Source organism: Dactylosporangium sp. CA-092794 (assembly GCF_050948465.1).
Lineage (GTDB): Bacteria > Actinomycetota > Actinomycetes > Mycobacteriales > Micromonosporaceae > Dactylosporangium.
Genome location: NZ_CP192044.1, coordinates 10,917,751 through 10,940,461 on the forward strand (window position 1 = coordinate 10,917,751; position 22,711 = coordinate 10,940,461).

Below are 22,711 nucleotides of genomic sequence, written 5' to 3' on the forward strand. Positions count from 1 at the left end.
CGCGGAACGAACCGCGCGGAACGGACCGCGCGGAAGTGGGCGCGCGAAACGAACGCGTGCAACGAACGCGCGAAAGTGGAAGCGCGAAAGTGGGCGCGCGAAAACGGACAGCACGAAGCGAACGACGCGAAATCAGCGCACGGCGAAGCGCGAAACCGAACCGGCGCACGGCACGCCGAGCCACGCCCGAGAAAACTCGAAAAGGGCGCGCGGCATCGGCACGACCGACCGGCTCAGCCGGGATCGCGCGGTGATTTCAGACGTCGATCAGCGTTGCTCGGTGAGCGCTATGACCTGGCGCTCACCCGTCCGAGAGGAATGCGGCGGGCGACCGCGGGCAACGAGGCGAAGTGCAAGAGCTGTTCTCCTTCCGGTGCCGCCTACCGGGTTAGCTGACGGGTTCGGACGGGAGGATTCGCCCTACCGTGACTCGGTCACGGATACACCCCAGGACTACTTGGGTCCCCGGCCCGCGACGCCGAAGTGTGCGGCGCGGCTCGACGGCGCCTGCCCGGTGGCACCGTTTGCGGTGCCGGTCGGCCGGAGCAGACGACCCGACATTACTGGGCGGTTTCCGGCTCGACCAGCCGGAGCAACGAGATCCCACCCGCCGCACCCGATCGATCACCGTGCGCTGTCACCCGGCCGGTCATCCCGGCCGTCCTCCCGTTGCCATGCCGTCGGTCTTTTGCCTGGTACATAGCTATGTCGGCGGCACGCAGCGCGGCGCCGGCATCGGCGACCGTGTCATCGATCACTGCCACGCCGACGCTGACCCCGATGTGCAGTGCGTAACCGGCGTACACCAGCGGCGCCGACACGGCGCGCTCGATCCGTTCGACCAGCCGCGCCCGGCCCGAGTCGTCGACGTCGGCGGTCAGCAGGACGAACTCGTCACCGCCCAGACGGGCCACGATGTCCTGCGGACGGACCAAAGAAACCAGCCGTTGGGCCACCGCGATCAGTACCGCGTCGCCGGCCTCGTGCCCGAGCGTGTCGTTGACCACCTTGAAGTCGTCGAGGTCACAGAAGAGCAGCGCGCCGCGGCCCTCCCCGGCGTGCGCGCGCCGGATCGCGGCCGAGAGCGGGGGCGCGAGCGCGTCGCGGTTGGCGAGGCCGGTGAGCGGGTCGTGGGTTGCCCGGCGTACCAAATCGGCCTCTGTGGCTTTTCGATCGGTGATGTCGTGGGCCTGCATGATGGCGAAGGACGGCGGCCCGGCCACCACCGACATGGTCGCCGCGACCCAGATCACCGACCCGTCGCCGCGCAGGCAGCGCATCTCGTAGCCGCGCACCTGCTCGCCCTGGCGGGTCAGCGCGGTGGCGAACACCACCTGGGCGAGGTCGAGGTCGTCGGGGTGCAGCAGCCCGCCCATCTTCATCGCGAACAGGTCGTGCTCCGAGCGGCCGACGAGCTCGCAGAAGGCGGGGTTGACGCGGGTCAGCCGGGTGAAGCCGGTGCTGTCCAGCCCGATGATGCACATGCCGACGCCGGCGCCGTCGAAGGCCAGCCGGAAGGCCTCCTCACTGGCCGCGAGGTGCCGCCGCTCGCGCTGCAGCGCCTCGACCAGGTTGGCGTTGTCGATCGCGATGCCGGCCTGCGCGGCGAGCAGCTCCAGCAGCTCGCGTTGCAGCGGCCCGGGGCGCCGCCCGTCCTGGGGCAGATCGACGCCGAGGACGCCGACCAGCTCGCCGTCGGGCGCCCGCAGCGGCGCGAACAGGGCGTCGAGCGGATGCCAGCGCTCCTCCTCGGGCACGCCGTCGCCGCCGGGGACCTCGTCGGGTACCCAGGACGGAATCTGCTCACCGAAGTCGGCGTGTGGCAGGAAGCGCAGTTGCCCCCAGCGCTCGGCGCGCTCCAGCAGCGCGTCCATCTCGGCCGCCGGGTACCGCACGCCGAACAACGCCTCCCGGGCCTCCTCCGGCGCCCCGGCCAGCGCCACGGCCTCGTACTCGCCCTCGGGGTGCAGGTAGTTCACGACGGCGGCGCCGAACCCGACGCCCCCGACCACCGCATCCACGATGAGCTGCAGCGTCTCCGCGAGCGTGGTGCCGGTGTTGATCCGCCCGGTGATCTGGTAGACGGAGCGGATCGCGGCCATCGCCGCATCGCGATCGGGCTCGACGCCACCCCCAGGCTCTTGCACACGTACATCGACGCATCAAACCGGTTGTGAAGTAAACCCTTCCATGCCAAAAAATCGGCCGACCTAGGGTGGAACAATGAGCATCCCGACAGTGAGTCTGAACTCCGGTTTCGACATGCCCGTCGTCGGCTACGGCACCTACCCGCTCAAGGGCCACCGCGCCACGGACGCGATCCTGGCCGCGATCGAGTCCGGCTACCGGCTGATCGACACCGCCGCGTCATACGGCAACGAGGAGGCGGTCGGCGCCGCCGTGCGCGAGTCGCCCGTGCCGCGCTCCGAGCTGTTCGTCACCACCAAGCTGCGCGGCAGCGACCAGGGCCGCGGCTCCACCCGGGCCGGCCTGGCCGGCTCGCTCACCCGCCTCGGCCTCGACTACGTCGACCTCTATCTCATCCACTGGCCGCTGCCCAGGGTCGGGCGTTTTGTGGAGTCGTACGCTGAAATGGCCGATCTGCAGCGGGAAGGCCTGATCCGATCGCTCGGCGTCTCCAACTTCCTGCCCGAGCACATCGCCGCCGTGGTCGCCGAGACCGGCATCCAGCCCGCGGTCGACCAGCTGCAGGTGTCGCCGTCGCACGCCCGGGCCGACCTGGTGACGGCGGTGCGGACGACCGGCACCGTCGTGCAGGCGTGGAGCCCGCTGGAGCGCAACACCGGCGTGCTGGACGACCCGTCGGTCACCGCGATCGCCGGCCGCCTCGGCGTCACCGGCGCCCAGGTCGTCCTGCGCTGGCTGGTGCAGCGTGACATCACCTCGGTACCGCACTCGAGCGACCCGGACCGGCAGCGCACCAACGCCGACCTGTTCGGCTTCGAGCTGACCGCGCAGGACATGGCCGCGATCGACGCCCTGGACACCGGCGTACCCGTCAAGCAGGACCCGGCCACCTGGGAAGAGTTCTGACGCATCGACCACCCGGTGGACCTCGGCGTCACCGATGCGCAACGCGTTCGCGACCACTCCTCCCCGCCTTTCGGCCGTTTTGCTGAACCGGCTCCGGGTCACGGCCATGGTCCACTGGTACCCGGCTACGCAGGGCTCAGGGGTGGGAGCGGTGGGTTGAGCGTCACGCTTGTTGGCCGGTACCGGCTGGAATCGGCCGTCGGCGCCGGCGGCATGGGCACCGTGTGGCGGGCCACCGACCTGCGGCTGGAGCGCCAGGTCGCGGTCAAGGAGGTGCGGTTCCCGGCGTCGCTGTCGGACGAGGAGCGCGCCGAGCTGACCGACCGCGCCATGCGGGAGGCGCGCAGCGCCGCCAAGCTCGACCACCCCAACATCGTGGCCGTGCACGACGTGGTGGTCGACGACGGCCGGCCGTGGATCATCATGCGCCTGATCGAGGGCCGCTCGCTGGACCAGGTGATCCGGGCCGACGGCCCGCTCGAGCCGGCCGAGGCGGCCCGGATCGGCCTGGCGCTGACCGAGGCCCTGTCCGCCGCCCACGCCGCCGGCATCGTCCACCGCGACGTCAAGCCCTCCAACGTGCTGGTCCAGCCGGACGGCAAGATCCTGCTCACCGACTTCTCGATCGCCGCGGCCTTCGGCACGGGTACCCTCACCCGCACCGGCATCCTGCTCGGCTCCCCCGGCTACATCGCGCCGGAGCGGCTGCGCACCGGCAAGGCAGGCCCGGAGGCGGACTACTTCTCGCTGGGCGCGACGCTGTTCTTCGCGGTCGAGGCCCGCAACCCGTTCGAGGTCTCCGGCGACGCCCTGGCCGGCATGTTCGCCGCGGCGACCGAGCCGCACCCGCGGCCGGAGCGGGCCGGCGCGCTGACCGCCGCCATCGACGGCCTGCTGGCCAAGGACCCCGGCGCCCGCCTGACCGGCGAGGCCGCGCGGGCGTCACTGCTCGCGGTGGTCAAGTTCGGTGAGACCGAGGTGGTACCACAAACGCTGCGCGAATCCGCCCCGCCGCTCCCGGTGTTCACGCCGGGCCGGGTGGCGGCCGTCGGTTCGGAAGTCGCCGAGGCCGTCGCGTCCCCGGCCCTCGCCCCGGCCGCGGCGGCCCCGGCGGCGGTGGCCCCGGCGGCGGTGGCCCCGGCGCACTCGTCGACCCCGGCGCCTCAGCCGGACACCCCGCCCGTGCACGACCAGACCCCCGACGCGGCGCCCACGGCACCGGTCGCCGGACACGACCGCACGCCGGACCAGGGCCCGCCCGCCGACTCCGGGCCCCCGCCCGACGCGCCGGCCGGCGGGGGTTCCCCGGCCGAGCCGGGTGCGGATGCGGATGCGGGTGCGGGTGCGACGGTGCAGCTGGATCCGGGTGCCACCGTGCCGCAGGACCCCGGTTCGCCGTTCGACGACCGGCCGGGGCCGCCGCGCTGGTCGCGGCGGGCGGCGGCGCTGGTCGGCTCCGGTGTCCTCGCGCTCCTGATCGTCATCGGGATCCTGGGCCGCGGCGCCGGTGACCCGCCGAAAATCGCCGAGGAGCCCGCCGCGCCCACGACGGCCGCCTCGTCCTCGCCCGCCGGCTCCCCGTCCCCGCAGGACTCACCCAGCGACACCGCCCCGCCGGCCACCGAGGTTGCGGCACCGGCGCCGACCGAGGCCCCCGTCGTGGTCGACCGCCCGGTCGACAACACGACGACGAAGCCCGCGAGCCGGCCCAAGACCACCACCGCGGCCGCGCAGCCGCCGCCCCCGCCGCCGCCCGCACCCGCCGCCACCGGCGCGTCGCTCTCGCTGAGCTCGACGACGTACACCGGCTACTGCGGCCCGACCAGCACCCGGGTCACGATGTCGGTCACCATCCGCGTCAACGTGACCTCGGCGACCGCGGTCCGGTTCGAGATGCACTCCACCGACGGGTACAACAACGGCGGGTACTCCGGCACGGCCAACGGCGGCAGCTACTCGACGAGCTTCGCCGTCGACGTCGGCATCGCCTCGCAGCCCGCCACGACCGACTTCTGGTTCGTGGTAACCGCACCCGGCCAGCGCACGTCCAACCGGGTCACCTTCCACAACAACTGCTACTGAACCCTGGTGTCAGTCGCGGTCCTCCACCCGGACGGGAAGTTCCGAAAACAACGTGAACTCGAATTCGGTCTGCGTGGTGTCGGGTGCGTCGTCGGGCGTCACGAGATACGACTCGACGCGGAAGCCCAGGTTGAGCACATCGGCGGCGCGGATGTGCTCGACCAGTTCGTCGGCGGCCGAGAGGTAGACGGTGTAGATGGTCGACGGCTCACCGGAAGTCTCGAAGGGCGCCTCAGTGGTGCTCTCGCTGGGCACCTCGGCTGCAAAATCAACGGTCACGAGCCGCGAGCTTACGGCAGCCCGCTCCGCCCTGCGATCCGCGACACGTCCCACGCGCCGGGCGCCGCGCAACGCCGCGCGCAGCGACCGGAAGTCTCCGCGATCATGCCGAACCCACGGCCGGCACCAACGGTTTTTCATGATCACGGAGCGTTGATGTACACCCGTGTACCAGAAGTCTCCGGGATCATGGCAAACCCGTGGTGTGGCCACCGCGGGCATCATGATCGCGGAGACATTCGCCCGCCAGGCGGCCTTACCTATCGGATATTTCGCTTGAAGGGTGATCCATCCGCAATGTCAGCTTTGCCGTGCCGCCCGGGGCCGGCGCCGAGGAGCGCCGCGCCCCACGGTGGCCACCGCCTGCTCGGGTGGGCCCTGGCCGCCGTCAGTTGAGCAGGTCCCGCAGGGGCACGCCGGGGTCGGCGAGCCGGTCCAGATCCACCGCCGTGCCGGACCAGCCGGCGCGGACCAGGGCCTGGATGTCGTCGGTCACGTCCCAGACGTTGGCGTTCATGCCGGCCAGCACGCGGCCGTCCCGCACCCAGAAGGCGATGAACTCCGGCGCCTTGCCCTCCGCCACCGACGGGTCGCCGCGGAAGATCACGCGGTCGTAGCCGCCCGGGGCGACGTAGCCGGAGTACTCCATGCCGAGGTCGTACTGGTCGGAGTAGAAGTACGGCACGCGGTCGTAGACGACCGGCTCGCCCAGCAGGGCGTGGGCGGCCGCCTTGCCGCCGTTGAGGGCGTTGGCCCAGTGCTCGACCCGGATGCGGCGGCCCAGGCCGGGGTGGTTGGCGCTGACCACATCGCCGGCCGCGTAGATGTCCGGGTCGGAGGTACGCAAGGACGCGTCGACCACGATGCCGTCGTCGACCGCGAGGCCGCCGTCCACGGCGAGCTCCGTGTTGGGCTGGATGCCGATGCCAATCACGGCGACGTCGGCGGGCAGCTCGGTGCCGTCGGCGAGGATCACCGAGGTCAGCCGGCCGTCGGTGCCGCGGAACTCGGTGGCCGTGGTACCGAAGCGGAAATCGACGCCGTGGGCGCGGTGCAGGCCGGCGTAGACCGCGGCGACCTCGTCGCCCAGCACGCGCTGCAGCGGCAGGGGTGCCGGCTCCACGACCGTGACGGAGGCGCCGTGCCTGCGGGCCGCGGCGGCCGTCTCCAGGCCGATCCAGCCGGCGCCGAGGATGACGACGTGCGCGGCGGCCTTGAGGTGCTCCAGCAGGGCGTCGGACTCGTCGACGGTGCGCAGGTAGCGCACGCCGTGCAACCCGGCGCCGGGCAGGTCCAGGGTGCGCACCCGGGAGCCGGTGGTGAGCAGGAGTTTGTCGTACCGCAGCGGCTCGACGCCGTCGAGGGTGACCGTGTGCCCGGCCGGGTCCAGGTGGGTGACCCGGGTGGCGAGGCGCAGCTCGACGTCGTGCTCGGCATACCAGCCGGGCTCGTGGACGAACGCCTTCTCCCGGGCGCCCTCCTTGCCCTGCAGGTGGTCCTTGGACAGCGGGGGGCGCTCGTACGGCCGCTCGGTCTCCTCGCCGATCAGGATCACCCTGCCGGTGAAGCCCTCCGCGCGCAGCGTCTCGGCCGCCTTCGCGCCCGCGAGGCTCGCCCCGACGATCACAAACGTCCGCTCATCAGCCATATGTCCAGCCTTCCACACAACTCAGCCAAGCCGCGCGGGCCAGGCCGAGACACAACTCAGCCAAACCGCGCGGGCCAGGCCGAGACACAACTCAGCCAGACCGCGGGAGACGCACAAACTCAGGTGAGCCGCGCGTGCCAGGCCGGCGCGGACTGGTCGGTCAGGCTCGCCACCTGGTCGATGACGACCCGCAGGCGGGCCGTGTCGTCGGGGGCGGCGCGCCACATCGGGGCGAAGACCGGGTCCAGGCCGTCCGGCGCGCGATCCAGCAGGGCGGCGACGAGCGACTGCAGGATGGCCACCTCGTCGGAGTACCGCTGCCGGGACCCTTCCCGTCGCATCACATAGCGCAGCGCGATGCCCTTCAACAGCGCGCAGTGGGCGCGGACCAGGGACGGCACGATCAGGTCGGCGGCGTAGCGGCGCAGCGGCTCGGGGCCGTAGCGCTCCCGGGTCGCGGTGACGGCCGCCGCGGCGAAGCGGCCGGTGAGCACGCTCGTCATGCGCTTGAGGGCGACCTGCGCGCCGTGGCTGCCGTCGTAGGAGTCCAGCGGCTCGAACACCGGGTCGGCGAGCAGTTCCACCAGGATCGGGCCGAGGTCGGCGGCGGACTCGTCGGAGTAGGCCTCGGCGACGTCGGCGCACAGGGCGGCGCGCTCGTCGGCGTCGCGGCGCAGCAGGCCCAGGCCGACGTACCCGCCGTGGATGCCGTCCTCGAGGTCGTGGACCGAGTAGGCCACGTCGTCGGACCAGTCCATGACCTGCGCCTCCAGGCAGCGCCGGGTGCCCGGGGTGACGCGCAGCCAGTCGAAGACGGCCCGGTCGTCGGGGTAGACGCCGAACTTGCGCCGGCCCGGCTCGCGCGGCCACGGGTACTTCGACACCGCGTCCAGCGACGCCCGGGTCAGGTTGAGCCCGGCCCCGTCGACCTTGGCCTCCAGCCGGGTGAGCACCCGCAGCGTCTGCGCGTTGCCCTCGAAGCCGCCGCACGGCCCGGCGACCGCGTCGAGCGCGTCCTCGCCGTTGTGCCCGAACGGCGGGTGGCCCAGGTCGTGGGCCAGGCCGGCGGTGTCCACCACGTCGGGGTCGCAGCCCAGCCGGGCGCCCATCTCGCGGCCGATCTGGGCGACCTCCAGCGAGTGGGTGAGCCGGGTGCGCAGGAACGCGTCGGTGCCCGCGGTGTGCACCTGCGTCTTGGCCGCCAGCCGGCGGAACCCGGCCGAGTGCAGCACCCGGGCGCGGTCGCGCTGGAACGGGGTCCGCCCGTTGTCGGCGGGCGCGGTGACCCGGTCCTTCTCCGGCTCCGGTACGAAGCGCGCGTCGTCCGCAGGGCTCACGTATCGAGCTTAGAAGAGTCCTCATCTCTCGGCGCGGGGATCGGCACCGGCGGATCCGCGGGCGGCTCGCGCTCCGGCGGCTCGTTGAGCGCCTCCACCACCGGGGTCATCAGCACCTTGATCGCGGCGGCGATGGGAATCGCCATCAGCCCGCCGGCGATGCCGAGCACGGCCCCGCCGGTGAGGGCGGCGAGCAGTACCGCCACGGAGGACAGATCGACCGTGTTGCGCTGGACCCGGGGCGAGATCAGGTAGTTCTCGACCTGCTGGTAGGCCACGAAGAAGACCAGGACCACGATCGTGTCGACGATGTCGCCGCCGGCCAGCGTGACCAGCAGGCAGCCGGCGGCCCCGACGGTGGCGCCGATCATCGGGATCAGGTCGGTGACGGCGACCCACACGGCCAGCGGGAGGGCGAACGGCACCCGCAGCGCCATCAGGCAGATGAAGGTGGAGACGCCGGCGAAGAGCGACACGATCAGGTTGCCGATCATGAAGCCGCCGACCTTGTCCACGACCACGTTGATCGCCTGCGCGGCCCGCGGCCGGCTGGCCCGCGGCACCAGCCGGACCAGGCCCCGGCGCAGCCGTGGCAGGTCGGACATGAAGTAGATCGTGAGCACGGTGACCAGCAGGACGTTGACCACCGCGCTGAAGAAGCCGGTGACGAGGCCGAACGCGCCGCCGGTCACCTTCGCCGGCAGCGTCGTGGCGAGGTCGGTCAGCCGCTCGGTCAGCCCGTAGCGGTCGGCGATCTCGCGGTATGCCCGGGATCGCTCCGGCAGCTGCTGGAGGTACTTCGGGATGTTGTTGATCAGGTCGCCGGCCTGCCCGACCAGCGGTGGCACCAGCGACCAGACGAACCCGGCCAGGATCACCAGCGCAACCAGCACGATGATGCCGACCGCGACCGAGCGGCGCATCCCGTGCCGGACCAGCAGGCGCACCGCGGGATCCAGGCTGACCGCCAGGAACAGCGCGAACACCACCTGGACCAGCACGCCCCGCACGGTGTAGAGCGCGAACCCGCCGGCGGCCACGGTCAGCAGGCCCAGTCCCGCCGCGATGGCCAGCCGGTACGTCCGGCCGAAGGTCATCGCGCCGGCCGGATGATGCGAAACTCGTTGCCCTCGGGGTCGGCCAGAACCACCCATCCGGGCTCCACCGGAGGGCTGACATCCACGTGCCGGGCTCCCATGTTCACCAACCGCTCCAGCTCCGCGTCGAGATCGTCCGGGCGCAGATCGAGGTGCAGCCGGTTCTTCGCCTGGTGCCCGTCGTCATGCCGCAGAAACACAATACGGGGATGCCCGTCGATGGCGGGGCCGATCACGACCTCCCGCGGCGAGTGGCTCTCCACCCGGTGGTCCAGCACCTCGGCCCACCAGCGGGCCAGCCGCTCCGGATCGACCGCGTCCACGATCAGGGCGTACCAACGGCTCCCCATACCCACCTCCGCGGTCGACGTGGGCACCCACCATACGCCGCGCCGCGGGCCCTCGCAGCCTGATCCACTACCGCGGGGCCGCGCACTTTAGTCCCTGACCAACGCCCGTGTGGGCCAAACGTGCTGATTGCAAAACTCAAAGGCCGTTCGGCTAATCGTAATTGCCCGAATGCACGGAGTAGATGATCAACGAGCGCGGGGTACCTTGCCCGTCGTGTCCGCGATCGATGACTGCCTGCGCCGTGCAATGACCATCCGGGGGGCGATCGGCGCGAGCCTCATCGACTACACCACCGGCCAGACCCTCGGGCTGGAGGGGGGCCAGGAGGGCATCGCGCCGCACGCGGACCCGGCCGCCGCCGCGATGGGCAGCGCGAACGTCATCCACGCCGCGATGCAGACGGCGGCGTGCGCCCCGGCGGCACCGGGCGACACCGTGGAGGACGTCATCATCAGCACCTCGGCCGCGTACCACCTGATCCGGCCGGTACGCACCAGCTTCGACTCCCGCCTGGTCCTCTACGTCTGGCTCGACCGGAACGAGGGCAACCTGGCGATCGCCCGGCGCCGGGTCCGCTCGCTCGCCGACGACCTCGCGTGAACTTCGCCGACGGCGCCACACCGGCCGCGGCGCTCGCCCAGCTCGCCGCCGAGGGCGCGACCGGCGCGCTGACCGTGCTCGGCGAGCCCGGCGGGGTGGTGTTCCTGCGCGACGGCCGGGTCAACGGCGTCGAGTCGCCGGCCGCGCCGAGCGTCGACCGGCTGCTGACCGCCTGCGGCCGGGTGCCCGAGCGGGTGTGGGAGACGATCCCGTCCCGGCCGGCCCGGATGCTGGTCGAGGGCGGCCACGTGACCGCGGCCGAGATGGAGCTGTGCGCGCTGCAGGCCCTCCACGACGCGGCGTACTTCGTGCTCGGCACCGCGCGGGCGGAGCTGCGCTTCGACGCGGGCATCGGGCACTGGCTCGGCGCGGAAGGCACGGTCGCGGCGGACGCGTTGTGCGACCAGGTGGCCCGGCAGCGGCGCATCCTCGACGAGGTGTACCCCTCGCCGGCAACAGATCTCGCGCCGGTCGTGCCCGTGCTCCGGCCCGGGCTCGACCGGGTGCTGCTGTCCGGCCTGCAGTGGGAGATCGTCCTGCATGCCGACGGGCGGCTCACCCCGCAGGAGCTGGCCGGCCTGCTCGGGCGGTCCGCCTACGCGGTGACGCTGGACGTGCGCCGGCTCGCGGCGGCGGGGCTGATCGTCGTGCCGCCGGAGCAGTCGGCCGACCGGCCGGAAGAGCCAAGAGCTTTGGCGGCGGTACCCCATGAGGCCGCGCTTCTGCCACAACGGGTGCCCGGCATCTACACATTCGACGACTCGCCGGCGCCGATGCCGGTCCGGCGGGAGCTGCCCGCCGGGGTCAGCGCGCTGGCGGTGCTACCGGGGGCGATCGACCGGGCGCCGGACGACAACCTGCTCAAGCGGATCGTGGCGGCGCTGCAGTCGCTGCGGTAACGGCGGGGGGCGACGGAAAGGAGGAGAAGACTCGATGAGGACCGACGCGGAGCTGCGTGGCGACCTGCTCGCGGAGCTCGGCCGGCTGCGCCGGGCCGTGCCGGAGATCACCGGCTGCCTGGTCGCCAGCACCGACGGCCTGCTCATCGCCGACGACGCGCGGGCGCTCGTGGTCGAGGGGGTCGCCGCGCTCGCCGCGGCCTGCCTCGGAGTGAGCCAGCGCATCGCCGACAGCGCCGGTCATGACGCCTTCCAGGAGGTGCTCATCAGCAGCACCGGCGGGCATGCCGCGATGTACCTGGCGGGGCACGGCGCGGTGCTGGTCCTGCTGGCCGACGCCGATGCCAACATCGGCCGGCTGCACCACGAGGCGCGCAAGGCCACCGCGGGGATCTCGCGCGTGATGGCCGAGGCCGCCCTGACCTTTGCCCAGGCGTTGCCGGAGCCGGCCCGATGGTGAGCCGCAACGGCGGTGTGCACCGCAGGCCCCGACGAAGTACCGAAGCACTCAGCACTCCCCCCGTTTCCCCTAGCAGAGAGCTCACGGAGGTTGCCATGGCGGACATGGAGACTGCGCTCAAGGAACTGATGACGATCGACGGCGCCATCGGCGTCGCGCTGGTCGACTACAACAGCGGCATGGCCCTGGGCGTGCTCGGCGGGTCGAAGGACCTCGACCTGACCGTCGCCGCGGCCGGCAACACCGACGTCGTGCGGGCCAAGATGCGCACCATCGAGATGCTCAACCTCAAGGAGGGCATCGAGGACATCCTCATCACGCTGGCCAACCAGTACCACCTGATCCGCCCGGTGACCGGCCGCTCCGGCAAGGGCCTGTTCCTCTACCTGGCACTCAGCCGGCAGCGCGCCAACCTGGCGCTGGCCCGTCACCAGCTGCTGCGCATCGAGGACGACCTGGAGATGTGATCACCGCCCGGCTCGGCACCGGGCACGGAAAAGGCCGGGGCGCCATTGCCCCGGCCTTTCCTATGTTCACCGGGGACTCGAAACCCGGTGACCTTTCACCGGGAGTCGGACCCGGTGGACTCGATGGCCGCGCGGCCCGCCTCCAGGCGCGCCACGGGGACCCGGAACGGCGAGCAGGACACGTAGTCCAGGCCCACCTCGTGGAAGAAGTGCACGGAGTCGGGGTCGCCGCCGTGCTCGCCGCAGACGCCGAAGTGCAGCTCCGGCCGGGCGGCGCGGCCCTCGTCCACGGCGATGCGGACCAGCCGGCCGACCCCGTCGCGGTCGATCGACTCGAACGGCGAGACGCCGAAGATGCCGAGTTCGAGGTACCGCCAGAAGAAGGCTCCTTCGACGTCGTCGCGGGAGAAGCCCCAGCCCATCTGGGTCAGGTCGTTGGTACCGAAGGAGAAGAAGTCGGCGGCCTGCGCGATGTCGCCGGCGGTCAGCGCCGCCCGCGGCACCTCGATCATGGTGCCGATCTTCACGTCGACGTCGAACTCGCCGATGATCTTCTCCGCCTCCGCGCGGATCGTCTCCAGCTCCTGCACCGCGCCGACCAGCGGCACCATGATCTCCGGGTGGGCGCCCGGCACGGCCGCGGCCGCCTCGACGATCGCCCGCACCTGCATCGCGAACAGCCCCGGGATCACCAGGCCCAGCCGCACCCCGCGCAGGCCGAGCATCGGGTTCTCCTCGTGCATCCGGCGCACCGCGTCGAGCAGGTCCTTGTCGTGGCCCGGGTCCTCGCCGCGCTCCTGCGCGACGGCGACCTTGACCGCGAGGTCCTCCAGCGGAGGCAGGAACTCGTGCAGCGGCGGGTCGATGAGCCGCACCGTCACCGGCAGGCCGGCCATCTCGCGGAAGATGTCGGTGAAGTCGCTGCGCTGCAGCGGCAGCAGCTCGGCCAGGGCGGCCTCGCGCTGCTCGGGGGTGCGGGCCAGGATCAGCCGCTCGACCAGGGCGCGGCGCTCGCCGAGGAACATGTGCTCGGTGCGGCACAGCCCGATGCCCTGCGCGCCGAAGCGCCGCGCGCGGGCCGCGTCCTCGCCGGTGTCGGCGTTGGTGCGCACCCGCAGCCGGCGCCGCTCGTCGGCGTGCGTGAGGATCCGGTGCACCGCGGCGACCAGCGCGTCGGCCTGCGGGTCCAGCGTGCCCTCGAAGTACTTCACCACCGGCGACGGCTGGACCGGCACCTCGCCGAGGTAGACGCGTCCGGTCGTACCGTCGACGGAGATGACGTCGCCCTCCGAGACCACGTGACCGTCCACCGTGAACTGTCCCTTGTGGAGGTTGACGTCGAGCTCGTCGGCGCCGCACACGCAGGTCTTGCCCATGCCCCGGGCCACCACCGCGGCGTGCGAGGTCTTGCCGCCGCGACTGGTCAGGATGCCCTGGGCGGCGATCATGCCGGGCAGGTCGTCCGGGTTGGTCTCCCGCCGGATCAGGATGACCTGCTCGCCCTCCTTGGCCATCGCCACCGCGTGCTGCGCCTCGAAGACCGCCTTGCCCACGGCCGCGCCCGGCGACGCGCCGACCCCGCGGGTCAGCTGCTCGGGCTCGCTGGACAGGTCGAAGGTGGGGAACATCAGCTGCGCCAGCTGGGCGCCGGTGACCCGCTGGGTCGCCTCGTCGAGGTCGATCACGCCCTCGTCGACGAGGTGCGTGGCGATCACGAACGCCGCCGCCGCGGTGCGCTTGCCGACCCGGGTCTGCAGCATCCACAGCTTGCCGCGCTCGATGGTGAACTCGATGTCGCACAGGTCCTTGTAGTGCTCCTCGAGCTTGGCCATGATCGCCATCAGCTCGTCGTAGCTGGCCTTGTCGCGCCCCTCGAGGTCCTGCAGCGGCATGGTGTTGCGGATGCCGGCCACCACGTCCTCGCCCTGGGCGTTGGCCAGGTAGTCGCCGTAGACGCCGCGCTCGCCGGTGGCCGGGTCGCGGGTGAACGCCACGCCGGTGCCGGAGTCGGCGCCCAGGTTGCCGAAGACCATCGCCACCACGTTCACCGCGGTGCCGAGGTTGGCCGGGATGCGCTCCTGCCGGCGGTAGAGCACCGCCCGGTCGGCGTTCCACGAGCCGAACACCGCGCCGATCGCAAGGTCGAGCTGCTCGCGCGGGTCCTGCGGGAAGTCGCGCCCGGTGTGTGTGCTGAAGACGGTCTTGTACTCCGCGACGAGCGCCTTGAGCGCCTCGGCGTCCAGCCCGAGGTCGTCGCGGGTCTTGCGGGCGGCCTTCGCGTCCTCCAGGACGTGGTCGAACTCCTCGCCCGGCACGCCGCAGACGGTCTTGCCGAACATCTGGATGAGCCGCCGGTAGGAGTCCCAGGCGAACCGCTCGTCGCCGCCGGCCTGCGCGGCGAGCCCCGCGACGCTCTCGTCGGTCAGCCCGACGTTCAGCACGGTTTCCATCATGCCGGGCATGGAGAACTTGGCGCCCGAACGCACCGAAACGAGCAGCGGGTCGGCCGGGTCGCCGAGCCGGCGCCCCATTTTCGCCTCGAGCGCGGCCAGGTGCTCACTGATCTCGTTGCGCCCGGGAATCTCGCCGGTTTCGAGGTACGCGCGGCAGGCGTCCGTGGTAATCGTGAACCCGGGCGGCACCGGCAGCCCGAGATTCGTCATCTCGGCCAGGTTGGCGCCCTTGCCACCCAGCAGGTCCTTGAGGTCGCGGTTGCCCTCTTCGAAGTCGTACACGAACTTCTGCACAACGCCTCCATACCCACAGCGCCACGGCCTAAGTCCTGGTTAGGTAAGTGGGTGTGCGGCACACCGTAAGGCGTCCTAACCGTGCCCGGCCATGACACGTGACGAGTCGCACAAGAATCGGTATGCCGGTCGATTTTAAATGCATTTGGGAGCGCTACCACGCGCAGTTTCGCGCAATCTCGCCCGGGAGAGCGCTCTCTGTTCGGTCTTGTTGGAATGCGTACACCTGATTTCAATCGAGGAATTGCGCGCAGTTTCAATCACCGGTATCGCGTTTTGGGTCCCGCCGTACCCGTGCGATGCTCGGAGGCGTGCTGCAGCTCGGACCCCACGCCGTCGACCCGCCCGTCGTGCTCGCCCCGATGGCCGGGATCACCAACGTGGCGTTCCGCCGGCTGTGCCGCGAACAGGGCGCGGGCCTGTACGTCTGCGAGATGATCACCACCCGGGCCCTGGTCGAGCGCAACCCGAAGACGATGTCGATGATCCGCTTCGGCGCCGGCGAGCACCCGCGCAGCCTGCAGCTCTACGGCGTCGACCCGGCCACCATCCGCAAGGCCGTCGAGATGGTCGTCCAGGAGGACCTCGCCGACCACATCGACATGAACTTCGGCTGCTCGGTGCCCAAGGTCACCCGCCGCGGCGGCGGCTCGGCCCTGCCGTGGAAGCGCCGCCTGTTCGGCTCGATCGTCGCGAGCGCCGTCGAGGCCGCCCAGGGCCGCCCGGTCACGGTGAAGATGCGCATCGGCATTGACGACGATCACCGCACGTTCCTGGATGCCGCCCGCACCGCCCAGGATGCCGGCGTGGCCTGGGTCGCCCTGCACGCCCGCACCGCCGCCCAGCGCTACTCGGGCAGCGCCGACTGGTCCGCCATCGCCGAGCTCAAGCAGACCCTCGACATCCCGGTCCTGGGCAACGGCGACATCTGGGAGGCCACCGACGCCCTGCGCATGATGGCCGAGACCGGCTGCGACGGCGTGGTGATCGGCCGCGGCTGCCTCGGCCGCCCCTGGCTCTTCGCCGACCTGGCCGCCGCCTTCGCCGGCCGCCCCGAGCGCACCCTGCCGGCCCTGGGCGAGGTGGCGGCGCTGATGTACCGCCACGCCGAGCTGCTGACCGAGTGGCTGGGCACCGAACGCGACGGCGTGACCGACTTCCGCAAGCACGTGGCCTGGTATTTGAAGGGCTTCCCGGCCGGCGGCGACCTCCGCCGCGCCCTGGCCATGTCCTCCTCGCTGGCGGAGCTGTCCGACCTCCTGGCCCAGCTCGACCACGCGGCCCCGTTCCCCCGCGAGATCCTCGGCCAGCCCCGCGGCCGCACCGGCACCCCGGGCAAGGTGGTCCTCCCCGACGGCTGGCTCACCGACCGCGACACGGACGCCGTCCCGCAGGACGCCGAGCTCCCCGACAGCGGCGGCTGAGCCGCGGTGCCTGTGGAGGAGGTCGCGGGCGGCCTGGCCGGTCGGGTCATCCGCGAGATCGAGCGGCTCAAGGGCGTGGTGCCCGACGACTTCGCGCCGGCCGAGCGGGTCGTCGACACGTTGCTCGGCCCGCGGCGGCTGCCCGTCGGCGTGCAGGCGCTCGCGGCCGTGCGATGGAGCGACGGTTCGCTGCGCACCGACGACGAGTTCGAGAAGCGGATCGAGCTGTCCGCCGGCCATGCGGGCGACGACGAGCTGTTCAGCGAGCGGCGCGCCTGGTGGGTCATCGGCCGCGACCACTGGCACGACCGGTACGTCGTGGACCTCGACGACGAGGACGGGCACGACCCGACGGTGTACCGCTCCGACGGCTGCGGCGACGAACCCTACGGCTGGCACCTGTCCGCGGTGCTCGCGGGGCTGACGTTCATCCCACCGGCGACGCCGGCCGACCGGTTCGCCCGGCAGTGCGCGTCCGGTGATGTCGCGGCGGTGACCGCGGCGCTGCCCGGCGGACCGCCCCTCGGTCCGCTCGACGACTCGGGCCTTACCCCGCTGCACCTGGCGGTGTTGTCCCGCTCCCCCGCGCTCGTCCGGGCGCTGCTGGCCGCCGGCGCCGACCCCACCGCATCGATCGTGCGCGAGGCCTCGACCCCGTGGCGCTTCGTCGACCAGCAGCACTGCCGGCCCGGCACGCTGCCGGCCGGGTCCGGCCCGCTGCACCTGGCCCTCGACGTGGAGGCCCCGCGGCCGGGCGGCGACCGGGCCGCCAACGTCGAGATCGTCGGCATCCTGCTGGCCGCCGGCACGGATCCCAACGCCACCAACGAGCGCGGGCAGACGCCGCTGCACCTGGAGTGCCGCGGCCGCGGCGGGGGCGAGCCCGCGTTCGATGCGGGCACCGCGATCGTCGAACTGCTCCTCGGCAACGGCGCCGACCCCAACATCGCGAGCCCGATCCACGGCACGCCCCTCACGCTGGTCGCGGGCAACTCGCGCGACGTCGACGTGGCGGTGGTGCGCCTGCTCCTCGCCGCCGGCGCCGACCCACACCTCCACGCGCCCCTTGCGAAGGCTCTCTACGGTGGCGAGGCGCCGGTGCGCCTGCTGCTGGCCGCCGGCGCCGATCCCGGCCGGCCGTCGACCCTCACCCAGTACGACGTGAGCGGACCGACCCCGCTGCACCAGGCCACCCTGTTCGGCCGCGGCGAACTGCTGACGCTGCTGCTGGCCCACGCCTCGGACCCGGACGTCCGCACGACCGGCGGGGTGACACCATTGCATTTCGCGGTGGCCCTGCCGCCGGCCCGCGACTCGACCCACGCGGTCGACCTGCTCCTGGCCGCCGGCGCCGACGTCAACGCCCACCTCCCCAACCCGGCGGCGCTGGCGCCCGGCCTGACCGCCCACACGCCCCTGGCCATCGCCCGCGAGCTCGGCAAGCCCACAATCGCCGCCGCCCTACAACAAGCCGGCGCCCTAGAGTCCTGACCCGCACGTGGTTTTCCTGGTGCGCCCAGAGGTGAGTGCAATGGTGAAGGAGATCGGTGCCGGGTGGAGCGCGTACGACAGCCCTGCGGAGCTGCTGGCCGAGCTCGATCTGACCGACGAGGACATGGCGCAGGCGCGACAGGTCACCGAGGACCACATTCGCGCCTGCGATCGCGATGACCGCCTGACCTGAGTGCCACATCGCGAAGGCCCGGGAGGCGATGCCTCCCGGGCCGGTTGCCGCGTGGTGTGTGTCAGATGAGCCAGCGGTTCTTCTGGACGATGGGGAGTTTGGCCCACCAGCGGCCGAGGCCCCAGGTGTGGCCGGCGTAGGCGGCGGCCAGGACGATGAGGACGGCGGCGTAGATGACGTGGTAGTCGGTGAGCGGGTTGGTGGAGCCGGTCGGGGCGCCCTTCGCGGTGTGCTGAGCCAAGGGGAACTCCGCCAGCCACATGCCGGCCATGATGAGGGTGCCGGAGGCGGCGGCGACGCGCAGGCCGATGCCGGCGATGAGGGCGAGGCCGACGCCGAGCATGCCGAGCATGAACAGCCAGTTGGCGTACCAGGTGCCGGCGATGGTGTGGAAGAAGCCTTGCAGGGGTCCGGCGTCCACCGAGGCGAGGAAGCCCTTGGTGGGGTTGCCGCCGTTGATCCAGGCTTTGGCTTCGGGGGTGGAGTAGCCCAGGCCGAAGGTCTTGTCGAGGAAGGCCCAGAGGAACAGGAAGCCGGTGGCGTAGCGCAGCACGGCGAGGGCCTTGGCGGCGGTCTTGGTGAGCATGCTGCCCGGCGCTTCGACGCGCTCGAGGGTGCTGGCCTGGTGGATGTGTGCGGTGCTCATGTCCGGCCTCCTGCCGTATCCCTTTGACACACACATCGTCATCCCGGGCCTGGACCGGGCGCCCGTGCCGAACCTCCCGACCCCGCCGGGACCCACGTCCCGAAGACGCCGGGACCGTGGCTACGCCGCGACCGGCGCGGGCTGCTCGAGCGCGGCGGTCACCACCAGGGACTCGATGCCGCGCAGGCAGTCCTCCAGCATCGCCGGGGAGACGGAGGCGGTGTCGACCCGCCAGGTCAGCTCGATCGCGTCGGCGGTGGCGTCGACGTGCAGGTAGCAGGTGGCGTCGAACTCGTTGGAGCGCGGGCCCCAGCGCAGCTCGGTGCGGGGCAGGGCGGCGGAGATCAGCGGCGGCGGCGCGGGCTCGCCGGCCGGCGCCTGGGCGGCCGAGCGGCGGCGGTCGTTGAAGTAGCAGAGGGTGTCGATCTCGGTGCCGCGCTCGGCACTGACCCGCTCGACCAGCGCCCACAGGTCGCGGGGGTGGTAGTAAGCGTGCATGCCGGCCGCGAGCTGGCCGCTCCAGGCGCGGGCGACGACGTCGGCGAAGGTCGCGCCGGCGGTGTCGACGACGGCGAGGCCGGCCAGCGCCAGGTTGCTCACCGACGGGGCGAAGCCGGGGCGGAAGCGGTTGCTGACCACGATCCGGAACGCGCCGACCGGCTGGCCGGAGAGGCGGCCGAGCATGACCGAGTACGCCGCGAGCAGGACCGTGCCGGTGTGGACCTTCGCCCGGTCGGCGACGGCGGCGACGGCCAGGCCGAGCGCGGGCGTGGTGAGGGTGGCCTCCCACCACCGCTCCTCCTGCGGGGCCAGGCGCTCGGCGAAGCGGCGCGGCTCGATGGCGCGCAGGTGCCGCTCCCAGTACCGCAGCGAGCCCGCGTGCTGCCGGCGGGCGACCGGGCCGCGCTGCGCCCGGGCCAGCTCCAGCGGCTGGACGCCGTCCACCGGCGCCAGGGCCCGGCCGGTGGCCGGGTCGAGGTTGGCCAGGTCGGCGTTGAGCGCCTCGAATCCGTAGCCGTCAATGGCCATGTGGCAGTAGAGGGCGACGAGGTGCACGGCGCGCTCGCCGTCGGCGATCACCGCCATCCGCACCGGCCAGTCGGTGGCCGGGTCCCAGGGTGCGGCCTCGTACTGCGCGCGGACCGTGGCCGCCAGCCGCTCGGGATCACCGTCGTTCTCGTACACCTCGAGCGTGATCTCCCCGCCCCGGGAAAGCCGTTGTTTCGGCGGCCCGTCGCCGTCGATCAGCAGCCGGGTGCGCAGCGATTGGTGGCGGCTCATGACGAAGCCGAGCAAGGTCACGATGTCCCGCACGGTCAGGCCGTCGTCGAGCGGCATCGTACCGCCGGTCCACTCCACGGCCTCGACCACCTGCATCGACCGCCAGGCGGCGAACTGCGCCCAGGTCAGCTCCTCGACGCCCGCCCCGTCGCCCTCGAACGGCACCGTGACGCGGTGTTTCACCGGCATTTCCGCTCCTTTTCGAAACGTCGGGTAAGGAGCCTGCGCCGGCGGCATTTGCGCAGCTCACCGGCGCAGCGTCGAGGTGATTCGGCTCCTTAGAGCGTGCGCACGGCCTTCATGAGCGACCTCCTTCCGAATGGCGGTGATCGATCGATGAACCGAAGACTAACCCCATCCAACCATCGATGGAAAGCACTGGTTTTTCGAAAGGAGTCAATCAAGCAGAATGTCCAAAGCATTCACTATGTTCGAGGTCTGAATCGTAGGGTGAGGCGAGGGTTTCCGCCGTTGCAACCCCACAATTCGTACGGGTCCGAAATTCCCGGCGTAACTGTTCACGGTCGGGGCGTGAGCGCTACCGGGGGCCGGTGGCGCACCAGCACGGTCACGAGCGCCAGCAGCGCCACCGCGGCGGCGGCTCGCCCAGGACATGCCGCCCGGGTCGCCGGAGATCACCGCGAGGACCGGCAGCCCGGCGTTGTACACCCCGTAGCCGGCCGCGGCGGTGAGCGCGGCGATCAGCAGCACCCGCAGCAGCCGCCGGTCGGCGAGCACCGCCGGTAGCCGCCCGCCGCCGCCCGCGCCTCCGCCGACCCCGGCCGGGCCAGCGCGTGGGAGGCCCAGACGGCCGCCACCGCCCTACCGGCCGGCGCCGGGGTGCTGCTGCGCCTGCGCGTCCAGGCGATCCTCGGCCTGGCCGGCAGCCTGCGCCGCCGCTACGCCGGCGCCGAGCGCCTGTGCCTAGACGCCCACGCCGCCGCCGCGACCGAGTACACCGAGCCGGATCCTCGCGCCGCGGGTCGCCCGCGACCACCCGGCCCTGCGTCTCGTGACGGCCCTGCTCGGCTGAGGGCCTAGGGTCGTACCCATGCTGCAACCGATCATGCCGCCGGAACTGCCAGCGCCTCCGGCCCGCTATGCGCACGCCGTGCTCGTCACCAACCCGTCGCGCTGGCTGCACACCGCCGGCGTGGTCGCCATCGACCGGGACGGTTCGGTGCCCGACGGGGTGGCGGCCCAGGCCCGGGTCATCTGGCAGAACATCGCCACCCTGCTCGCCGCGGCCGGCATGTCGGCGGACGACGTCGTGAGCGTCACGACCTACGTGGTCGCCGGCGCGATGCACACCGGGCTGCCCGAGGCGATGGCCGAGCGGGACGCGTTCATGCAGGGCCGGATCGTGGCCAGCACGCTCCTCACCGTGCCGGCGCTGGTGCGCCCGGAGTGGCTCATCGAGATCGCCGTGGTCGCCGCCAACTGACCGGGGCCCTAGGATTGCCCCCGTGACCGAAGGCACCGCCGACCTGCACATGCACACCAACCTGGGCGACGGCTGGATCAGCCCGGCCCGGCTGGTCCAGACGGTGACGGCCAAGGGCCTGTCGGTGATCGCGGTGACCGACCACGACCACCTGGAGGGCGCGCGGCGGGTCGAGGAAATCCTCGCCGCGCAGGACTCCCCGGTGCGGATGATCACCGGGGTCGAGGTCTCCACCCGCGGCGGCCACCTGCTCGGCCTCTTCGTCACGAAGGCGCCGAAGCCGATGCGCCCGGTCGAGGAGAGCATCGACGCCATCAAGTCACAGGGCGGGCTGGTAATCGTGCCGCACCCGCTCGGCCGGCTGGTGCCGAGCCTGAGCCGCCGGAAGATCGACGCGCTGCTCTCCGGCGGGTACGAGATCGACGGCCTGGAGCTGTACAACCCCAGCCCGGCCAACGCGGCCCAGCGGGCGGCGGTGCGGGCGGCCAACGCGGAGTGGGGGCTGGCCGAGATCGGCTCGAGCGACGCGCACTTCTGGCAGCACCTCGGGGCCGGCTACACGCGCTTCGCCGGCTCCACGCCCGACGACCTGCGCCGGGCCATCGTCGAACGCACGGTGCGGGAGGGCGGGCAGGAGCGGCCCCCGGCCCGGCTCAACCCGGGCGCCTACGTGGCGCAGTGCGCCTGGAGCTGGTTCGTCGACCCGCCGCGCCGCATGGCCCGCCGCCGCCGCGAGACCCGCGCCGAGCGCCTGGCCCGCAACGCCTGACCCCACCGCGAGGCCCGCGCCGAGCGCCTGGCCGCAACGCCTGACCCCACCGCCAGGCCCGCGCCGAGCGCCTGGCCGCAACGCCTGACCCCACCGCCAGGCCCGCGCCGAGCGCTTGGCCCGCAACGCCTGACCCCGCCGCCAGGCCCGCGCCGAGCGCCTGGCCGCAACGCCTGGCCCCGCCCCCACGCCGCACGGCTCGCCGCCGCGAGCCCGCGCCGATGCGGGTCCCGCACGGCGGGGCGCTGCACAGCCCAGCGACCACAAGTCTCCGCGATCATGCCGCACCCGCCGCCGACACCACGGTTTTTCATGATCACGGAGCAAACATGTACCCCCGTGTACCACAAGTCTCCGGGATCATGGCAAACCCGTGGTGCGGTCACGACGAGCCTCATGATCACGGAGACAAACGTCCGCCCGGCCGCACGCCGGCGGACTG

At 72.3% G+C, this 22,711-nt stretch carries 21 protein-coding genes and 1 riboswitch; of the genes, 12 read left to right on the forward strand and 9 right to left on the reverse strand.

Annotated features, from left to right (window positions below; translation table 11 throughout):
- Positions 1-362 precede the first annotated feature (362 nt).
- Positions 363-503: riboswitch (cyclic di-AMP (ydaO/yuaA leader) on the reverse strand.
- Between the two features lie 57 nt (positions 504-560).
- Entirely contained in the window at positions 561-2,102 is a 1,542-nt protein-coding gene (locus tag ACQPXD_RS47075; protein ID WP_432830126.1) for a diguanylate cyclase domain-containing protein, read from the reverse strand.
- A 121-nt stretch (positions 2,103-2,223) separates the two neighbouring features.
- On the opposite strand from ACQPXD_RS47075, the gene ACQPXD_RS47080 reads away from it, so the two are divergent.
- Positions 2,224-3,054: an aldo/keto reductase gene (locus ACQPXD_RS47080; RefSeq protein WP_432830128.1), complete on the forward strand. Its 831-nt coding sequence runs from the start codon at positions 2,224-2,226 to the stop codon at positions 3,052-3,054.
- A 156-nt stretch (positions 3,055-3,210) separates the two neighbouring features.
- The gene (locus ACQPXD_RS47085) at positions 3,211-5,136 is read left to right on the forward strand and encodes a protein kinase domain-containing protein (protein WP_432830130.1); all 1,926 of its coding nucleotides are present in this window, start codon (positions 3,211-3,213) and stop codon (positions 5,134-5,136) included.
- Positions 5,137-5,145: 9 nt separating this feature from the next.
- Here the strand turns inward: ACQPXD_RS47085 and ACQPXD_RS47090 are convergent, their stop codons facing one another.
- The 5 genes from ACQPXD_RS47090 to ACQPXD_RS47110 form a co-directional block, all read right to left on the reverse strand.
- A complete protein-coding gene (locus ACQPXD_RS47090) occupies positions 5,146-5,628 on the reverse strand; it encodes a hypothetical protein (RefSeq protein WP_432830132.1) in 483 nt (160 codons plus the stop codon).
- 175 nt (positions 5,629-5,803) lie between these two features.
- Complete coding sequence (locus ACQPXD_RS47095; RefSeq protein WP_432830134.1) at positions 5,804-7,063, reverse strand: NAD(P)/FAD-dependent oxidoreductase; 1,260 nt, start codon at positions 7,061-7,063, stop codon at positions 5,804-5,806.
- A gap of 119 nt (positions 7,064-7,182) precedes the next feature.
- Positions 7,183-8,400 carry a deoxyguanosinetriphosphate triphosphohydrolase gene (locus tag ACQPXD_RS47100; RefSeq protein WP_432830136.1) on the reverse strand — a complete coding sequence of 406 codons (1,218 nt, stop codon included), beginning with the start codon at positions 8,398-8,400 and terminating at the stop codon, positions 7,183-7,185.
- Positions 8,397-9,497 carry an AI-2E family transporter gene (locus ACQPXD_RS47105; protein WP_432830138.1) on the reverse strand — a complete coding sequence of 367 codons (1,101 nt, stop codon included), beginning with the start codon at positions 9,495-9,497 and terminating at the stop codon, positions 8,397-8,399. The genes ACQPXD_RS47100 and ACQPXD_RS47105 overlap by 4 nt, the downstream gene beginning before the upstream one ends.
- The gene (locus ACQPXD_RS47110; protein ID WP_432830140.1) at positions 9,494-9,820 is read right to left on the reverse strand and encodes a VOC family protein; all 327 of its coding nucleotides are present in this window, start codon (positions 9,818-9,820) and stop codon (positions 9,494-9,496) included. The genes ACQPXD_RS47105 and ACQPXD_RS47110 overlap by 4 nt, the downstream gene beginning before the upstream one ends.
- A 241-nt stretch (positions 9,821-10,061) precedes the next feature.
- Between ACQPXD_RS47110 and ACQPXD_RS47115 the strand changes: the two genes are divergently transcribed.
- The 4 genes from ACQPXD_RS47115 (at position 10,062) to ACQPXD_RS47130 (ending at position 12,274) form a co-directional block, all read left to right on the forward strand.
- Positions 10,062-10,448 (forward strand): hypothetical protein, encoded by a 387-nt coding sequence (locus tag ACQPXD_RS47115; RefSeq protein WP_432830142.1) that lies wholly within the window; start codon positions 10,062-10,064, stop codon positions 10,446-10,448.
- On the forward strand, positions 10,445-11,347 hold the full coding sequence (locus ACQPXD_RS47120; RefSeq protein ID WP_432830144.1) for an ADAM 12 protein: 903 nt from the start codon (positions 10,445-10,447) through the stop codon (positions 11,345-11,347). The genes ACQPXD_RS47115 and ACQPXD_RS47120 overlap by 4 nt, the downstream gene beginning before the upstream one ends.
- A 34-nt stretch (positions 11,348-11,381) precedes the next feature.
- A complete protein-coding gene (locus ACQPXD_RS47125) occupies positions 11,382-11,807 on the forward strand; it encodes a roadblock/LC7 domain-containing protein (protein ID WP_432830145.1) in 426 nt (141 codons plus the stop codon).
- A gap of 95 nt (positions 11,808-11,902) precedes the next feature.
- Entirely contained in the window at positions 11,903-12,274 is a 372-nt protein-coding gene (locus tag ACQPXD_RS47130; RefSeq protein ID WP_432830147.1) for a hypothetical protein, read from the forward strand.
- A 95-nt stretch (positions 12,275-12,369) separates the two neighbouring features.
- On the opposite strand, the gene ppdK is transcribed toward ACQPXD_RS47130, so the two are convergent.
- The gene (ppdK, locus tag ACQPXD_RS47135; protein WP_432830149.1) at positions 12,370-15,021 is read right to left on the reverse strand and encodes a pyruvate, phosphate dikinase; all 2,652 of its coding nucleotides are present in this window, start codon (positions 15,019-15,021) and stop codon (positions 12,370-12,372) included.
- A gap of 299 nt (positions 15,022-15,320) precedes the next feature.
- On the opposite strand from ppdK, the gene dusB reads away from it, so the two are divergent.
- From dusB to ACQPXD_RS47150, 3 genes are read left to right on the forward strand one after another with little or no spacing between them, the layout of a single operon-like run.
- On the forward strand, positions 15,321-16,445 hold the full coding sequence (gene dusB / locus ACQPXD_RS47140; RefSeq protein WP_432830151.1) for a tRNA dihydrouridine synthase DusB: 1,125 nt from the start codon (positions 15,321-15,323) through the stop codon (positions 16,443-16,445).
- A gap of 6 nt (positions 16,446-16,451) precedes the next feature.
- On the forward strand, positions 16,452-17,936 hold the full coding sequence (locus ACQPXD_RS47145; RefSeq protein WP_432830153.1) for an ankyrin repeat domain-containing protein: 1,485 nt from the start codon (positions 16,452-16,454) through the stop codon (positions 17,934-17,936).
- A gap of 40 nt (positions 17,937-17,976) precedes the next feature.
- Positions 17,977-18,129, forward strand: a complete 153-nt coding sequence (locus tag ACQPXD_RS47150; RefSeq protein ID WP_432830155.1) for a hypothetical protein — start codon at positions 17,977-17,979, stop codon at positions 18,127-18,129.
- Positions 18,130-18,190: 61 nt separating this feature from the next.
- Here ACQPXD_RS47150 and ACQPXD_RS47155 read toward each other — a convergent pair whose 3' ends face one another.
- Positions 18,191-18,775, reverse strand: a complete 585-nt coding sequence (locus tag ACQPXD_RS47155) for a hypothetical protein (RefSeq protein WP_432830157.1) — start codon at positions 18,773-18,775, stop codon at positions 18,191-18,193.
- Between the two features lie 120 nt (positions 18,776-18,895).
- Positions 18,896-20,245, reverse strand: a complete 1,350-nt coding sequence (locus ACQPXD_RS47160; RefSeq protein ID WP_432830159.1) for a condensation domain-containing protein — start codon at positions 20,243-20,245, stop codon at positions 18,896-18,898.
- 342 nt (positions 20,246-20,587) lie between these two features.
- Between ACQPXD_RS47160 and ACQPXD_RS47165 the strand changes: the two genes are divergently transcribed.
- From ACQPXD_RS47165 to ACQPXD_RS47175, 3 genes are all read left to right on the forward strand, one after another.
- Positions 20,588-20,803, forward strand: a complete 216-nt coding sequence (locus tag ACQPXD_RS47165; RefSeq protein ID WP_432830161.1) for a hypothetical protein — start codon at positions 20,588-20,590, stop codon at positions 20,801-20,803.
- Positions 20,804-21,107: 304 nt separating this feature from the next.
- On the forward strand, positions 21,108-21,500 hold the full coding sequence (locus ACQPXD_RS47170) for a RidA family protein (protein WP_432830163.1): 393 nt from the start codon (positions 21,108-21,110) through the stop codon (positions 21,498-21,500).
- Positions 21,501-21,522: 22 nt separating this feature from the next.
- Positions 21,523-22,269, forward strand: a complete 747-nt coding sequence (locus tag ACQPXD_RS47175; RefSeq protein ID WP_432830165.1) for a PHP-associated domain-containing protein — start codon at positions 21,523-21,525, stop codon at positions 22,267-22,269.
- Positions 22,270-22,711 lie beyond the last annotated feature (442 nt).

What these genes read in the sequence shown, in the direction of transcription:
- ACQPXD_RS47075 (WP_432830126.1), bottom strand. Translation starts at nt 2,102, where the DNA reads ATGGCCGCGATCCGCTCCGTCTACCAGATCACCGGGCGGATCAACACC.
- ACQPXD_RS47080 (WP_432830128.1), top strand. Translation starts at nt 2,224, where the DNA reads ATGAGCATCCCGACAGTGAGTCTGAACTCCGGTTTCGACATGCCCGTC.
- ACQPXD_RS47095 (WP_432830134.1), bottom strand. Translation starts at nt 7,063, where the DNA reads ATGGCTGATGAGCGGACGTTTGTGATCGTCGGGGCGAGCCTCGCGGGC.
- ACQPXD_RS47105 (WP_432830138.1), bottom strand. Translation starts at nt 9,497, where the DNA reads ATGACCTTCGGCCGGACGTACCGGCTGGCCATCGCGGCGGGACTGGGC.
- ACQPXD_RS47125 (WP_432830145.1), top strand. Translation starts at nt 11,382, where the DNA reads ATGAGGACCGACGCGGAGCTGCGTGGCGACCTGCTCGCGGAGCTCGGC.
- ACQPXD_RS47130 (WP_432830147.1), top strand. Translation starts at nt 11,903, where the DNA reads ATGGCGGACATGGAGACTGCGCTCAAGGAACTGATGACGATCGACGGC.
- dusB (WP_432830151.1), top strand. Translation starts at nt 15,321, where the DNA reads ATGCTCGGAGGCGTGCTGCAGCTCGGACCCCACGCCGTCGACCCGCCC.
- ACQPXD_RS47150 (WP_432830155.1), top strand. Translation starts at nt 17,977, where the DNA reads ATGGTGAAGGAGATCGGTGCCGGGTGGAGCGCGTACGACAGCCCTGCG.
- ACQPXD_RS47155 (WP_432830157.1), bottom strand. Translation starts at nt 18,775, where the DNA reads ATGAGCACCGCACACATCCACCAGGCCAGCACCCTCGAGCGCGTCGAA.
- ACQPXD_RS47160 (WP_432830159.1), bottom strand. Translation starts at nt 20,245, where the DNA reads ATGCCGGTGAAACACCGCGTCACGGTGCCGTTCGAGGGCGACGGGGCG.
- ACQPXD_RS47170 (WP_432830163.1), top strand. Translation starts at nt 21,108, where the DNA reads ATGCTGCAACCGATCATGCCGCCGGAACTGCCAGCGCCTCCGGCCCGC.